This window comes from uncultured Arcticibacterium sp. (assembly GCF_964021845.1).
Lineage (GTDB): Bacteria > Bacteroidota > Bacteroidia > Cytophagales > Spirosomataceae > Arcticibacterium.
Window position 1 is genome coordinate 375678 of record NZ_CAXHZC010000003.1, and the last position, 15541, is coordinate 391218.

Consider the following 15541-nt stretch of genomic DNA (forward strand, 5'->3'; position numbering starts at 1 on the left):
GCATATCCGTATAAATACGGATGGTTTTTCTGGCGAGGAATGACGCAAAAAATCACATATATTCTCATATTGACTTCAGGCTTGTCTTTGTACATTTTTGTATTGTAGAAAATTTAATTTCAACAACAAAAAAACAAGACAATGAAAAATATATCAATAATAGCAGTTCTCTTATTAGCATCTACGGTGGCTTTTGGACAGCACCCACTATATAAGAAAGGACCTAAAGCAAAAAACTATAAAGTAGCTCAAGAAGAAAGCTTACCTGCAACGGTAGTTAGCTTATATGCTAGCCCATCTGATAAATATGAAGCTGGGGCAAACGCAAAGAACAGAACCTTAAAAAATGATGATGCGGAACTAGTTTCGGGCTATGTTCAGACTGGAATTAGAAGAGGTACTGGTGCCAATGCAAAAAACAGGTATGTAAGAGTAGCTAGACAAACAGAAGAGGTAAATATAGACGAAGAGGGTATAGACTCTGGAAATAACTCTGACGGTAATATACTTCAAAGAAAATAAGTATCTAGCTCCACGCTTATATTTTGGTTTAGGTTTCAACAAACGAACGATAGTTTTAGGGGTTAAAACTTATTGTGAACCCATCTTACGAAAGTAGGGTGGGTTTTTTTAGTATAGGAAAGGGCTAGAAATTTATTTCGTAACATGATCATTCTAAAGAAAAAGTCTGACTTCGGAGCAAATTATTAATGTCAGAACTTGTTCTAGTAAGTATATAATTTTTATGCAACTATCACATTATAAGTAATTTATGAGTAGTTAATTTTACTCGATCTTTTTATGTTGTTACTATTCTCAGTAATTTTGGGATTTGAATGACTCACATAAAAAGGTATCATAATGCTAGAAATACGACAACTAACGATAGAGAATATTGATAAAATAAACACCCTTAGAAAACATCTTCAAAGTTTAGTAAATAAGACTGGTTTTGAAGTTGATTTTAGGGAAACAGAGGATCTCTTCATTATGTCTAGTAGTCTTAACGGAAGGATATTTTACTTTCAATTTATATTCCAGGTTAACCCACATAAAGAGCCTCAACTTTTGGAGGGAAACCTTGAGTATGAACCGTATGACCCTAACATTCTTAGAAGAAAAATTATTAAAACGATTGACTTTGAGAAAATAGATATTGCATTTGAAAATTGGGTGGATATTGTTGGTATGTATAATTCAAGGTCTTTATCAGTAGAAGACTCCCTGATAATAGGTTACCAAAAGGAGTATAGTTATGAGAATTTTGAAGGGTATGAGTTTCTGGATGAAAACTTCGATTTTGAGCAACAGAAGCAGCTAAGGGTGTTTTTGGAAAGGGTAACTAAGAAGCTGGCGGAAGGGGAGAATTTTGAAAACAAAAGTGAGGTTATTCAGAGTTTAGAGTTAATGAATGGTGATTTAGGAAAAATGACGAAGTCTAAATTTATTCTTCAATTTTCTAAAACCATGGCCAGTCTTCGTTTTCATGCATTTCATATTTTTGTTGACGTTGTTGAGGTTTTAAAAAAAGAAATGCTTAAAAGGATGATAGTGGGTCCTTTAGAAGGGTTTGATAATTGGATAGGGGCAATTTCCAGTTAGTTGATTTTGGTTTAAATGGAGGCGTGCTTAGATATGTTCTACGTCGATTACTTCCGCAAACCTCAAATACCCTTTCTTCCCCCTTTTAGAAGAATCAGCACAGACATACACTTTGTCTGAAGTGGCTATCATGGCTTGGCTTATTTCTGCTTCGGTTTCTGAGTTTGCCCATAGGTTTCCTTCTTGGTCAATGGCATCTGCACCTATAAAAGCTTTATCTGCATGATACTGTTTTATATGATTTACCGCCATTTTACCATGCACAGCTTGCCGTTTATGGTCTAGTTCGCCACCTATAAGGTTTACTTTTACATGAGAGTTTTGCAAAGCACTCACCACTGGAAGCGAGTTGGTAATCACTTTTATATTTAGCTTTTTGATGTGAGAGCAAATATGCAAAGTAGTACTACCACAGTCAATAAAAATGACATCGCCATCTTGAATGTGTTTGGCGGCAGCTTCGCCAATTTTCCTTTTCTCTGTATCGTTTTGTGAAGATTTGAGGTCAAAACTTACCATGGGGTTTTCGTCAACTTTGGTAGCTCCGCCGTGCGTTCTTTTTAGCAAACCTTGTGTTTCTAATTGTGCCAAATCTCTACGTATAGTAATATCTGACACACCTAGTTTTTCTACCAATTCGGAAGCGTTGATAAATTCTTTTTTGGCCAACAGGCTTAAAATTTCCTTTTTTCTTCTTTCAAATCCCATTCTTTGAATTACATTTGGTCAAAAATAAACAAAAACAATCAAATTCGTTCAGTATGGCTTCGGTAAATATCATTGAAAACAAACTTTTATCAGATAATTGGTATACGCTAAGAAAACTGACCTTTGATTATACGACAGATAAAGGCGAAGTACAACGACAGTCGAGAGAGTGTTATGACAGAGGAAATGGAGCCGTGATTTTGCTCTATAATTTGGAAAAGGAAACGGTGATTTTGACGCGTCAGTTTCGTATGCCGACTTATCTGAATGGTAACAAAGACGGTTTGCTAATAGAAGCCTGTGCCGGCCTTTTAGATAATCAAAGCCCAGAAGAGTGCATCAAAAGAGAAACGGAAGAAGAGACAGGTTTTAGAATTAATAAGGTAGAGAAGATATTTGAATCTTATATGTCCCCAGGCTCAGTCACGGAGATTTTATACTTTTTCATAGCCGAATATGAACCCAAAATGAAAGTTAGTGAGGGCGGAGGTCATGAAGATGAGCAAGAGAATATTGAGGTGCTGGAATTACCTTTTACACAAGCCATGAACATGATAAAAATCGGTGAAATTAAAGACGGTAAAACCATAATGCTCTTACAGCACCTTATGATTAAGCAACTATCTGAATTATTTAAAGAACCCTAAAGGGTCTGGTTTGACAGCTATAAGCTGAGAAAGTAGGTCAAAATTGATAGCCGTTGGGCTTATTTTGTAGCCTTTATGAAAGGCGTCCCAAGCATTATCTATGTTGCTATCTAAAAAGTTAGCGTAAGAAAGTTGCATGTAAGCGTTTGCGTACTGAGGCTCTAATTCAATGGCTTTATTTAATAATTGATATGCTTTAGGCAGGTCTGTATTATGAGCGTTTTGAGAGAAACAGTTTATATAAACTGTAGCGAGGTCTGTTAAAAGAGGAGCGTTTTTGTCGTCAGCCTCTAAACCCATCGACATCAGTTTTATCGCTTCTTGATGTTCTCCTTTTTGATATTCTATAACACCAAGTCCCCAATAAATTTCTGTGTTATCTGGATTAAGCAGGTAAGCTAAATTATAACGATAAGTCGCCATTTCTTTATGGCCTTCCTCTAAATATTGCCAGCCCATATCCGAAAAGAAAAGACTTGCTTTTTCTCTGTTTTCAAAGTTTCTATCACAATCTTTCAAAAAAGCTTCGTCTTCCTCCATTTGTTGAAGGTTTTTTTGATAACCACCCCAAAGCGAGAGTTCATTAATATTTAAGCCATCAGGAGCCATTTTACCCACCATGATTACTTCATGTTCACGTTGAATAATGGTTTCGTTCAGACTTTTGAACATGGTTGGTTCAAAATCTTTATTCGAATCTACTTTAACTTTGTCGGGAGTATTTGAAATAGGGAGCCCGATAGAGCCGGAACTTGCGGCGTCAGATTTCAAAATAACTTGCTGACCAAATATGGTAAAGCAGGTTGAGAATATTATTCCAATTGTAAGCCTTCCTTTCATCTTATATTAAGCACTGTAATTTGTTATATAACGGCGAGTGCTGTATTATTATTTGATATGCTTAACGCCTTCTTTTTTTAGAAGAACGCTTCTTTTTTGTATCCCTAGGCATGTTTTTCTTCTTCTTCTCATGAAAAGCACCTTTAAAGGTAGGGTCTGCCTTTTTCTTTTGCTCATCTATTTCACGAAGAATGATTTGCTGCTCATCAAAAGGGGTTTCAGAGAGCTCAATATCCTTTGGGATGCCCAATTTAGGAATTTTTGTTCGAATTATCTCCTCAATTCGCTCAAGATGATATTCTTCGTTTGGTGTCATAAAGGTTATGGCTACACCTTCCAAGTTAGCTCTACCGGTACGACCTATTCGGTGTACATAGTCTTCATAAATTACAGGAACGTCAAAATTAATAACATGACTAACTGCTTGCACATCAATTCCTCTAGCGGCCACGTCAGTTGCTACAAGCACCCTTAACTCACCACTTTTAAATGCATTGATAGAGTTGATTCTAGTGTTTTGACCCTTATTGGCATGAATTACCTTTACGTGGTCTCTACCAATTATTTTTCTGTCCAGAAATTTGAAAACTAAGTCTGCCACAGTTTTTGTTCTGCAAAAAACCAGTGCTCTCTTAATGTCTTCTTGGTCTTTAAAAAGGTAACCAAGTAGGTTTAACTTCGTTTGAAAGTTAGGGGCAGGGTAAACTCGCTGGTCAATGGTTTCTGCGGTAGTGGCTTGCGGAGTAACTTCTATTCTAACAGGGGCTTCTAAAAACTCTTGAGAAAATCTCTCTACTTTTTCAGGGAATGTGGCGGAGAAAAGTAAGTTCTTTCTTTTACGAGGAATGATTTCAAGAATCTTTCTGATTTGAGGCATAAAACCCATATCCATCATCTTATCGGCCTCATCTAGCACCATGAACTTGATGTCTTTGGTGATAATAACTCCTCTCAGATACAAATCCATGAATCTGCCCGGAGTAGCCACTATAATGTCTAAACCGGCCTGAATAGTTTCAATCTGTGTTTTAGGTCCCAAACCACCATAAATAGCAGTATGCCTTAGGTCAGTATATTTACCAAAATCGGCAATGGCATCATTTATTTGAATGGCAAGCTCTCTGGTAGGGGCAAGTATCACGCACCTAATATTATTTCCTTGAGCATATTTTATCTTCATCAAAATAGGAAGAAGGTATGCGGCTGTTTTTCCGGTACCCGTTTGGGCTATGCCAAGTACATCATGACCATATAAAAGGGTCGGGATGGCCTGTTCTTGGATAGGAGTGGGCTCTTTATACCCCAGTTCTTCAATTGCCGTTAGCAATTGTTTGTTGAGTGCAAAATCTGAGAATGAGGCTGGCATTTTTATTTAGTTTTTTCGAGGCTGTAGTCAAAGTTCGACTCAAATCCCCAGGTGTACTTACTCCAAAAGGTAAGACTTTTTATTTTTTTATTAGTTCCTTCGGTGGCAAACCGTAGGAAGTCGTTTTCGCTAGTAACTTTTTCGCTGGCAAGTATTCCTCCTTTTAAAATGGGTGGAGGTATTCTAAAATAGTCTTCGGTCTGGTCTTGATAAATCACTTTACATCTTAAATAAGGAGGTTGAAAGAACAGTCGAGCTATTTTGCCAAAGAAGCTATAATGTACATCAGCATTCAAATATATTAAGCCATCCGATGTTTCTGGAATGCTTATTTCTATACCTAGCAGCCCTTGCTTTTTTTCTATTTCTTGATAATCAGGCATCGAAACATTGGTTTCCTTTTCAAATAGAAATAGTTTTTCGTGTGGCATGATAATGGTATCACCAAGGGAATAGTTCCTTCTAAGGGCTAAATAGGCACCTTTGTCCATCCAAAGAGGGTTTTGTTCTCTATAATCATGGATGTTTGCCAAAACAAAGTCCGGGGCGGTGCTTCCTTTATATTTTTCCTCGTTTTTCTCAGCAAGCCAATCACTGTTTGCTTGATATGTTTGAATGATTGGTCTTGGATTATAGGTAAATTGGTTGAAGAAAATATAGGAGATTTCCCATGGCATAATATCAATCGAAGCATTGCCAATTTTGTCACGAATATCCTGCGGCAGGATTCTGATTTTATTGATTTCTTCCTGCTGAAAATTCTTTTGATAGTCGTAATTATAAAACTTTGAAAAGTAATTGTAAGGGCTTTTGGCTTTCAATGTGTTGAACAAAACAAATACATTTTTATTTTCTTTTGCTTCCGTAGCTATGCTGTTTGGAAAGTAAAAAAGAGCGTATTCTTTTAAATTATAATTTGTGATAGCGAGTCTTATAAACTGCGTAGAAATTACCTGCAGAAAAAGTACTGTGAAAACCATTCTTGCTCCACCTTTAAAATGTTTGGCAAAAAGGAATATCAAAACGGCTAAAACAGGTAAGAAAAGAAAGAAGCCAAAAACATTATAATGCCCAGTGGCCGTGTGGGCTTGTTTAAAACAAAGAAACCAAGCTAACGCACTTATGATATAAAGGTATAGGTTGTCTACAAAAAAGGCTAGGTTTTTAAAGATGTAAAGCAAAACTATAGCTAGAATGATAAACTCTAAAATGAGAAGAAGTCCAAGTTCTTTAATCTTCAAAATATTAACGGCTTGTCCGTCTTGATAAGCATCTATAATTTTTAGACTTGCCGCCAAATAATCAGGAATGGAGACGTTTAGGAGTAAAGAAAAGCTAGCAGTAAAAAGAATAAGAGAAACCAATGTCAATAAAGCAGCTTTCCAAGAGATTATTTTAACAAAGTAAAAATAGAGTACGGATAAAAGAAGTACAGTATAAGCTATCAGACTAAGGTTAACTTTGATATAGAATATTAAAACAGCCAGCACTACCGCTAATATTAAACCCAAAGTGCTTTTGGTTTGCTGCACGTAGAGTAGCCAAAACAGCATTAGGTAAAATAGTGTAAAGGTAACGTCGGCAAAAAAGCCCCATGGCAAAAGAATAGAGACAGCTACTATAGCCGCTTGCCACCACTTATCACCCATTTTTAAAAAGGAAAGCTTAATTATCATCAAATAGTTAAGCAGCAAAAAGGAGTGGAAAAGGAATAAAACCCAAGGGCTAATTTTTTCTGGTAAGAGTGCTGTGTTTAGGAAACCAAGTGGGCCATAGTTGAAAATAAAGTCGGTACCGAACGTGAAATTTTGGTTGATGGCCATCACCAAAGATTCTGTCCAAGAAGGGTCAATATCAATACCCGCATATCCGAAAGGTTCGGCAATAGAAAAAAACAGAAAGCCGAAGATTAAATAAAATAGTTTTTGTTTAGCCTGTGAACTCATGGAAAATGGTCTTTGTAAAAGAAATAAACCCTGACAAAAGTAGGCATTGTCAGGGTTTAATATAATAGTTGAGCCTTAGCTCACAGTAATTTATAGGTGAATCACCTCGTCATAGGCAGCTGCAGCAGCTTCCATAATGGCTTCAGACATGGTAGGGTGGGGGTGAACAGACTTCACTATTTCCATACCTGTAGTTTCTAGTTTTCTAGCTACTACTGCTTCAGCAATCATTTCGGTTACGTTAGAGCCAATCATGTGACAGCCTAACCATTCGCCATATTTGGCGTCAAAAATTACTTTTACAAAACCTTCTGGTACTCCACCAGCTTTTGCTTTTCCAGAAGCAGTGAATGGGAATTTACCTACTTTTATTTCATGTCCAGCTTCTTTGGCTTGCTCTTCTGTCATACCTACAGAGGCTATTTCAGGCGAACAATATGTACAGCCAGGAATATTTCCGTAGTCTAAAGGAAGAGGATGGTGTCCAGCTAGTTTTTCTACACAGATGATACCTTCTGCAGATGCCACGTGAGCAAGAGCTTGACCAGGAGTAACATCACCAATAGCAAAATAACCAGGCATGTTAGTCTCATAAAACTCATTTACTAAGATTTTGCCTCTGTCTGTAGCTATTCCTACTTCTTCAAGACCAATATTCTCAATGTTGGCAGCGATACCTGCAGCAGAAAGAACCACATCAGATTCTATCACCACTTCGCCATCTTTAGTTTTGATGGTAGATTTACATCCTTTTCCAGAGATATCAACTTTCTCTACAGAAGAGTTAGTCATGATATCAATGCCTAATTTTTTGTATTGTTTCGCTAATTCCTTAGACACGTCAGCATCTTCTACAGGAACTATTCTTGGCATAAATTCTACGATAGTTACCTTAGTGCCCATACTTGCATAAACATATGCAAACTCAACACCGATAGCCCCAGAACCAATAACAAGCATTGATTTTGGTTGCTTTTTTAGGCTCATTGCCTTTCTGTATTCAATAACTTTTTCTCCGTCGATAGGCACATTAGGAAGCTCACGTGCTCTAGCACCTGTAGCTATAATAATACTTTTACCCTCGACCGTTGAAACTGTGCCATCAGCGGCAGTAACCTCAACCTTTTTACCAGGTTGTACTTTACCGTAACCGTCTATGACGTCAATTTTATTCTTTTTCATCAAGAACTGAACGCCCTTACTCATGCCATCGGCTACGCCTCTTGACCTGTCAATAACTGCATTAAAGTCGGCTTCTGCCTTGGTTACTTTAATACCATAGTCTTCTGCATGCTGTATATAGTTAAAAACTTGAGCAGACTTTAAAAGAGCTTTGGTAGGGATACATCCCCAGTTTAAGCAAATTCCGCCAAGGTTTTCTTTTTCAATTACTGCCACTTTCATCCCTAATTGAGATGCTCTAATAGCTGTTACATATCCACCAGGGCCAGAACCCAAAACTACCACGTCATATTGTGCCATAGAATTTTATGCTTTTTATCGTTCTAAATGTTCCGCAAAAGTAAGGAAAAATGAAGATTATTTAGCTACCATGTGCCGTAACGATAGTAATTAATAATTCGTCTTAAAAAGGAAGTGACTTTAGGGTTTTAAACTATTTATTTGAAGTCGTCCTCTTTTATAAACGTCAATATTACTATGATTACTTATATTGACAATTCTAATACCTCTAGTTTTTGAGAAATTTGCTAATATTTCATGACCCTTAAATACTTTATAAAAAGATATAAATTGCTTTGCAATTTGACTTTCAATAGTTCCAATGTCTCCACCAAACTCTTTACTTAGGTTTCTTTTTCTTTGTCCATAAAAATGAGTGTCATTGAGGTACAAAGTGTTGTCTTCGTTAGAAACTCTTAGGTTTTCATTCCAAGAGTGATCCGCTCCAGTAATATAAATATCATCAAATCCCATTCTAATACCTTGAAAAATAGTTGCAACTAATACATTTTGGCAAAGAGGCATACCAATTCCAAGGTTGTATAGTATGTGATTTAGCGGTAAAAAACCATCGACAATTGTATAATTAAAGTAATGAATAGTGATGTTTGAGTTTACTTTGACTCTATCAAGAAAATAGGATGATTTCCGAAAGTGATATGGGATAATTAATGTGAGAGCCCAAGATGTTTTCTCGATGATATTAATAATGAGTTTGCTAGCACTCTCATGTTTCTCATCTATAAAAGCGGGGTCTAGTAAAACGTAGTATTTAGGTTTTATGATCTCAAATTCAGAGTTCGAGGCAAACATGTTTACACAAATACAAGTCATTTCCTTCATCTGAGGTAAAAACTCCTTAAGCGTGTCTTTGCTAGACGGCCCATTTCCTAAAATCAAACATGAGCCACTTTCCTTTATTGGTTTTTCAGGGAAAAGCTTCGAGAGGAGAAGTACCTTTAGTATTGAAAAAAGGGATTGAACCACTTTGTTTATAAATAAGCTAGCTTTTACCATTTATAATGTCAGTCATTTTGGTCAGTATTTGAATAAAAAGAGTATTTATGTCTTTTGATACTTGAAAAAAATATATTAAGCCAAGGAAAAGAAAACCGGTAATAAAAGATTTATAAATAATGGAAATAGCGGGGCTTTCTAGGGTAGGTAACATGAATCCAATATAAACAACCAAGCCCGAAATGATAGTAGCAATTAGCTGCTCTTGTCCTAAGGGTTGGATTTTGAAATAATGCCAAACAAGCAAGCTTCTTAATGTGTTATAATAGATAATTGCCAAGAGTGAAGCTACAGCCGCTCCATTTAATTTATATATAGGAATTAGCCATTGATTTAAGAGATATAATACGAAAACAAAACTGATTATCAGTACAGAGTCAATTTTGTAATATTTAGAATTGGCCAGAATCAAACTGTTAATTCCTGTTAGAAGATCAAATAGCTTGCTGAAACCAATAATAATTAAAGCCGTTTTACCAATCGAATATTCAGGTTTAATAAAGCCAAATAATTGGTCGATATTAACCCAAACAATCAGCATAATGAACAAACCAAAAATGTAGAGGTTAATACTACTTTTTTTATAAATAGACTCCACCTTATTGTACTCTTCTTTTTCCATAGCATCTATAACAATGGCGGATGAAGCTTTATGAATTCCTACATAGGCCATACCGAGTAGGCTAGCAAACAAAAGACAAGTATTATAAATGCCTGTGTTACCGAGCCCGAGGTATTTATAAACCATAATTTTATCTAGCTGTAAAACTATCATGGATGAAAGGCCAGTGAAAATACTAAAAGAAGCGAATTTAATGAACCTAGGGCGTATATGCGAGGTAGGAAAGTCTTTTGACGGAAGGAAGTTTAAACCTGAAACAGAAAGAGCTTTTATTATAATAAACAAAGTGGGTAAGGAAATGGCAACTATCCAAAGGTAAATGAACTGATGAAAATCAACCAGTTTAAGGGCGTATATAGATACCGCTATAAGGAGAAATAATCGTTGAAAAAACTGACTATACAGTGTTCCTGCGGAAGTGTTGTAAAGACCTTTTAAGTAATTATCAAAAAGGTTAAAGATCATAGTGGCAGACGCCATTACGAAAATGAAATTGAAATTTTCTGCAAACAGCTCATTCCCATTGGAGTTAGTTTGTATGATATAATCTTTTAATAGCCATAACACACATACTCCACCTATATAGCCTAATAATTGAGTTTTAAATCCTAGGTTCAGGTAACCCCTATGGTTAGTTTGGTAATTTCTAAAAAAAGAAAAGTATTTCGTGCCGGCATTATTGAAGCCAAGGCTTGCTATTTGACAGAATATAAACATATAGCTAAGCAGCAGGGCTAATAAACCATTTTCCTCAGGAGTAAAGTAATTTGGGATAATGAAGCCCTGTGTAATTATTCCTATTCCAGCTCCTAAGTAGGAGTAGATACTGTTTAAGATGGATTGCTTTTTTATGACCGACATTCTAAAACAGAATTATAAAGCTCAAGGTATTTTTTTGCTACAACATCTTCACTGAAAAATTTATTAACTTTTTCCCTTGCATTTAATGAAAGTTGTTTGTCATCATTATTGCGAAGCACCCATTGTATACCCTCGGCTAAACTTTCTGAGGATTTATACTTTGCTAAAAAACCATTTTTTTTATGATCAATTATTTCTGGAATTCCTCCGATATTAAATGCTGCACATGGGGTTCCACAGGCCAGTGCTTCAATCAATGTATTTGGCAGGTTTTCTTGAATGGAAGAAGAAACAAAGATATCGGCGGTATTATAAATAGTATTTAATTTGTCGGGGTCGTTAATGCGGCCCAAAATATGTGTTTTAAAACGGAAGTCATGCTTAGACTCTGGAGCGGCCTCACCTACTATAAGAACTTCAATACCTTCTGCCTCTTTTTTGTTACAACCCATGTACAAAATTTCTAAGGACTCTTTAAGGTAGCCATACCCCTTCCAACTGACAGAAACCTTCATGGCAGAAAAGAGAATGTAAGTTTTTTTTTCTTCTAAAGCCATCGATTCTTTTGCATTTTCTTTATTAATAGGAAAGAAAACACGCTGATTCAAAGGGTTCGGGATGGTTGTAATCTTAAGGTTTCCTAAGACTTTACTTTTGCGAGCTCTATTAGATATCCACTCACTACAGCCAACAATGTGAATGTTCTTCTTTTTTTTAAACAGTTCGAATTTTACTTGATTTAATCTGAAAGAGAGATCTGACGTTGATGGTCTTTTTAAATATTGTTCGCACTCTCCACACCCGGTCTGAAAGTTTAGGCAGTCTCCACTATGATGGCATCCACCTGTCATAAGCCACATATCATGCATGGTCCACACTATGGGGATATTTAAATCAAAGATTCTTTTAATAGATGTGTTAGACAGAAAACCGAAGTTGGTCCAATGCAAATGTATAATATCGAATGTTTTAAGGTCAACATACTTGGTGATATCAATTCCAGAAATACTGGGAGAAAAGGAAAAGCGAACCGACTTGTCTTTTTCATAGAAGAAAAAATAGGTTCGTTCAATTAGAAAGTTTAAAAAAGTTATTTTTTTTAACCACCACTTTTCGGAGATAGCTTGTACTATGTTTTTTTCGGTATTTTTTTTTTGAGTAAAAATAGTTACATCAAGGCCTTTTTTTTCGAGCGTCTCTGCTAATCTTACGCAAGCTATAGACGCCCCTCCTAGTGTGTCATCAATATTTATAAAAGCTACCCTCATTTATTCGCTATAATCACAATGTAAGGGGAAAACCATTTGGTTTCAATCGGGATGATGGTGAAAATTGCTTTAAAAATGAACCAGACGGTTTTAAATAAAAACTTGAAACAAGTAGACTTTGTAGAAAGGTTTTCTAACCAAATCATAAACTTACCATTATAAAAGGTTTTTACATTTTTTAATCCAGCTTCTTCCGTTGCTTTTTTTAACACGTCTAAATCCATACAAGCTATGTAGTGTTTTTCAAAGTTATCTTTGTCAAATTTCTTTTGCATCCAGCCATTTAAGCCCTTGAAGTTTGGGATGGAAATAAACAAAGTGCCTTTTTCTTTAAGGAAAGAAGCGTGTATGTTTACAATCTCCTGGGTATTTTCAAAATGTTCAATTAAGCCATTTGAGAAAACAAGGTCGTACTTTTCTTTGTTCTTAATATTGAATAGGTCAGCTTCTATAATATGAACACCTTTTTCGTTTAGCTGATTTGCCGCTAAAAGTTCAGTGAAAATCTTTGGATGTATTACATAGTCTAGAAGGGTAGCATCTACATCTAAATATTTTTGAAGATAAACAGAGTAATGTCCGGGGAAGCCACCTAGTTCTAAAGAATTTTTAATATTTCTTTTATTACAAATTTCCCTTAGAAAATCAGAAAGTATTAGGTTCTGAGGAACAGGAAAAACAAGATTCTTTTTACTCTCCCAATAGTTTAACCAAAATTCTCTACTCGTTAAACTCATTTCGTGTCTTTTATACCCTTGAAAATGCTTAGGCCAAGTAGTAATATCAATCCAACCGAAGCTACAAGGTCAATCATTTTTCCGGACTTTACCGACTTAGGCTTAAATTCAAATATGATCTCATGTTTTCCTGCCGGAACCTCTAAGCCTCTTAATACATAATTGACCTTCAGGTGGTCTACAGGTTTTCCATCAATGTAGGAGAACCAATCTCGGTTACCTCTATAGAAAACCTCAGAAAAGACTGCAAAACCTTCATTGTTTGCACTAGAAGCGTAAACCAGCTTATTTGGAGTGTACGATGTTAACGAAATGCTGCTGCTAGAGTCTTTCTGATACGCTTTTGTTTCAGGGAAAAAGCTTTTTTGTGTTACAGCTTCTTCGCTTGGTGTAAAGCCTTCTCCTAAAGAAGCAAGCTCTTCGTCCGCAGTAGGCACTACCTTTAAAGTGTCTACAAACCAAGCGTTACCTAAAGCCTCTGGGTTTTGTTGAGCTATTGGGGTGTTTTCTGGTCCATTATTGATAAAGTATTTTGTATTCAGCATGTTTAAGATCGGCATATTTAATCTGCCATCTTTAATCATTTGATACTCATAAAGCTCTTGTATTTTCTTAAGCTTTGCACCGTGATAACCACCAATTGATTTATGAAAATAAGAATCGCGGGCATCTGACCAGAAGCCTGTGGTTAAATTTATAACACGGAAATTCGGGTCTTTATCTGCCAAAATTTGTTGATCTGCAGCCGTAGCTTGGAAAGTTTCTTTGTTAAACCTCTTCGTCTCAAAATCTGAATTATTGAAGTAGCGTTTATCCACTGAAATAAAATCAAAAAGCACAAGTGCCACGGCTATTATTCCAAAAACCACATTGCTGATTTTATTCTTCTTCAAAAGAAATATAGCTCCAATGGTTAAGGCTAAAAGCACCAAACCTCTGTAAATATCATTAAGAGCCATGGAACTTCGGTCCTCACGAAGGGCATTTAATAGCCTTTGTGCAAAGTCATTTCCTAAAGATTGTGATAGGCTAGCTATAAAGTTTTGGTCTCTTGGGGCATTAAAGTCAACCATGAAATAGCCTAGAAACATTAATCCGACAATAATACCAGCAGTAGTATATATCGGTTTCTTTAGGCTGCCCCATGAGAACTCCGTTTTAAGTAAATCGGAAAGTGTATTTGCCGCTCCCCATACTAATAGGAAATGCACTAAAGTGAGAATCATGGTCACCGCCCTAAACTTATTATAGCCTGGGAACGTGTCAAAAAAAACATTATTGAAAACAGGAAAATTACTACCCCACGATAGAACAATGAATAGACCTGTTAATCCTGCTATGAGCCATTTTAGCTTGCCTTTTGATATAAAAAGACCTAAAAGAAAAAGGAAGAAAACGATTATTCCTGAATATGAAGGGCCACTGGTGACGGATTGGTCGCCATGGTAAAGAGGAAGTTGCCTTATAAACTGTTTGGCTGCTCCTGGGTCTACCCCTCCCGAGTTAAGTGTTTTATAAACCTCTGAATTTTCAGAAAGTGCTCCTGCCGAACCTCCGCCCATGAGGTCAGGCACAATCAGATTGAAGGTTTCGTCAATGCCATAACTCCAGCCAAAAGCATAGCTTCTGTCGAGTCCATTGTTTCCAGCAGTTGAGTTTTGAAGTTCTGTTTTACCTCTTGTTGTTTCAGACGAATATGTAATATTATTCCATAGCCTCATGGAATTCATGCCTACACCAATACATAAGGCAATGGCAAAACTTAGTGCGATTTTTGGGAATAAATTTAATTGTTTGGCTTGAATGATTTTGACGGATTCATATATCGAATAGGCAATCAAGATTAACATGAAGTAATACGTAATCTGTAGGTGGTTCGCATAAAGTTCTAAACCAAGGAATAATGCTGTTAAGAATGTTCCTAACAAGTATTTTCCTCTGAAAACATAAATAAAGCCAGCCATTAAGGCGGGGCCGTATGCCAACGCCAAAATTTTAGAAACATGACCAGCTTCTAAGTAAAGCATGTTATAGGTGCCTAAGGCATAGGCAATAGAACCAATTACTGAAACCCAGATGTTTCTTCTCAAGCTAATCATGAAAATGAAAAAACCTACCATCATTAAGAAGATTGTACCAGAAGGTACAGGTAGCATAACACTCAAGAAACCACCAAGTCGAGAGGTTAAACTATTGGGGTAAGCTCCTGTTATCATATAACCAGGCATACCTCCAAACATTGAGTTAGTCCACCAAGCCCACTCGCCTGTTTGCTCATGAAAATCATTTAACTCCTTTGCCGCTCCTCCTGCCATATTAGTATCATGCATAGAGAGCGTTTTTCCACTTAGTAATGGGCTGAAATAGCTCATGGTGACCAGTAGGAAAAAGAGAATGGCTAGAACGTAAGGAAGGGAAGATTTTAAATCAAACTTATTTTTCATTAGGAAACATGTTATTGTTCGG

At 36.3% G+C, this 15541-nt stretch carries 13 protein-coding genes; 3 read left to right on the forward strand and 10 right to left on the reverse strand.

Features of this window, described 5'->3' with window-relative positions; all coding sequences use genetic code 11:
- Nucleotides 1-141 precede the first annotated feature (141 nt).
- Both AADJ06_RS11155 and AADJ06_RS11160 read left to right on the forward strand, forming a co-directional pair.
- Entirely contained in the window at nucleotides 142-522 is a 381-nt protein-coding gene (locus AADJ06_RS11155; RefSeq protein ID WP_341226526.1) for a hypothetical protein, read from the forward strand.
- A 339-nt stretch (nucleotides 523-861) separates the two neighbouring features.
- A complete protein-coding gene (locus AADJ06_RS11160) occupies nucleotides 862-1602 on the forward strand; it encodes a hypothetical protein (protein WP_341226527.1) in 741 nt (246 codons plus the stop codon).
- Between the two features lie 27 nt (nucleotides 1603-1629).
- On the opposite strand, the gene AADJ06_RS11165 is transcribed toward AADJ06_RS11160, so the two are convergent.
- On the reverse strand, nucleotides 1630-2310 hold the full coding sequence (locus AADJ06_RS11165) for a DeoR/GlpR family DNA-binding transcription regulator (RefSeq protein ID WP_341226528.1): 681 nt from the start codon (nucleotides 2308-2310) through the stop codon (nucleotides 1630-1632).
- A 53-nt stretch (nucleotides 2311-2363) separates the two neighbouring features.
- Here AADJ06_RS11165 and nudK point away from each other — a divergent pair, with 53 nt between their 5' ends.
- Nucleotides 2364-2957, forward strand: coding sequence for a GDP-mannose pyrophosphatase NudK (gene nudK / locus AADJ06_RS11170; RefSeq protein ID WP_341226529.1), 594 nt, complete (start codon nucleotides 2364-2366; stop codon nucleotides 2955-2957).
- Here the strand turns inward: nudK and AADJ06_RS11175 are convergent.
- The 9 genes from AADJ06_RS11175 to AADJ06_RS11215 all read right to left on the reverse strand — a co-directional run bounded on the left by AADJ06_RS11175 (nucleotide 2940) and on the right by AADJ06_RS11215 (nucleotide 15519).
- On the reverse strand, nucleotides 2940-3797 hold the full coding sequence (locus AADJ06_RS11175) for a hypothetical protein (protein WP_341226530.1): 858 nt from the start codon (nucleotides 3795-3797) through the stop codon (nucleotides 2940-2942). The genes nudK and AADJ06_RS11175 overlap by 18 nt on opposite strands.
- A 61-nt stretch (nucleotides 3798-3858) precedes the next feature.
- Nucleotides 3859-5163, reverse strand: coding sequence for a DEAD/DEAH box helicase (locus tag AADJ06_RS11180; RefSeq protein WP_341226531.1), 1305 nt, complete (start codon nucleotides 5161-5163; stop codon nucleotides 3859-3861).
- 2 nt (nucleotides 5164-5165) lie between these two features.
- Nucleotides 5166-7109 carry a hypothetical protein gene (locus tag AADJ06_RS11185; protein ID WP_341226532.1) on the reverse strand — a complete coding sequence of 648 codons (1944 nt, stop codon included), beginning with the start codon at nucleotides 7107-7109 and terminating at the stop codon, nucleotides 5166-5168.
- Nucleotides 7110-7199: 90 nt separating this feature from the next.
- The gene (gene lpdA / locus AADJ06_RS11190; protein WP_341226533.1) at nucleotides 7200-8591 is read right to left on the reverse strand and encodes a dihydrolipoyl dehydrogenase; all 1392 of its coding nucleotides are present in this window, start codon (nucleotides 8589-8591) and stop codon (nucleotides 7200-7202) included.
- A gap of 120 nt (nucleotides 8592-8711) precedes the next feature.
- Nucleotides 8712-9587 carry a hypothetical protein gene (locus AADJ06_RS11195; protein ID WP_341226534.1) on the reverse strand — a complete coding sequence of 292 codons (876 nt, stop codon included), beginning with the start codon at nucleotides 9585-9587 and terminating at the stop codon, nucleotides 8712-8714.
- Nucleotides 9574-11070: a polysaccharide biosynthesis C-terminal domain-containing protein gene (locus tag AADJ06_RS11200; protein WP_341226535.1), complete on the reverse strand. Its 1497-nt coding sequence runs from the start codon at nucleotides 11068-11070 to the stop codon at nucleotides 9574-9576. Before AADJ06_RS11200 ends, AADJ06_RS11195 begins: the two co-directional genes overlap by 14 nt.
- Nucleotides 11058-12338 carry a glycosyltransferase gene (locus tag AADJ06_RS11205; protein ID WP_341226536.1) on the reverse strand — a complete coding sequence of 427 codons (1281 nt, stop codon included), beginning with the start codon at nucleotides 12336-12338 and terminating at the stop codon, nucleotides 11058-11060. The genes AADJ06_RS11200 and AADJ06_RS11205 overlap by 13 nt, the downstream gene beginning before the upstream one ends.
- Complete coding sequence (locus tag AADJ06_RS11210; RefSeq protein ID WP_341226537.1) at nucleotides 12335-13075, reverse strand: class I SAM-dependent methyltransferase; 741 nt, start codon at nucleotides 13073-13075, stop codon at nucleotides 12335-12337. The genes AADJ06_RS11205 and AADJ06_RS11210 overlap by 4 nt, the downstream gene beginning before the upstream one ends.
- The gene (locus AADJ06_RS11215) at nucleotides 13072-15519 is read right to left on the reverse strand and encodes a hypothetical protein (RefSeq protein WP_341226538.1); all 2448 of its coding nucleotides are present in this window, start codon (nucleotides 15517-15519) and stop codon (nucleotides 13072-13074) included. The genes AADJ06_RS11210 and AADJ06_RS11215 overlap by 4 nt, the downstream gene beginning before the upstream one ends.
- Nucleotides 15520-15541: the final 22 nt, after the last annotated feature.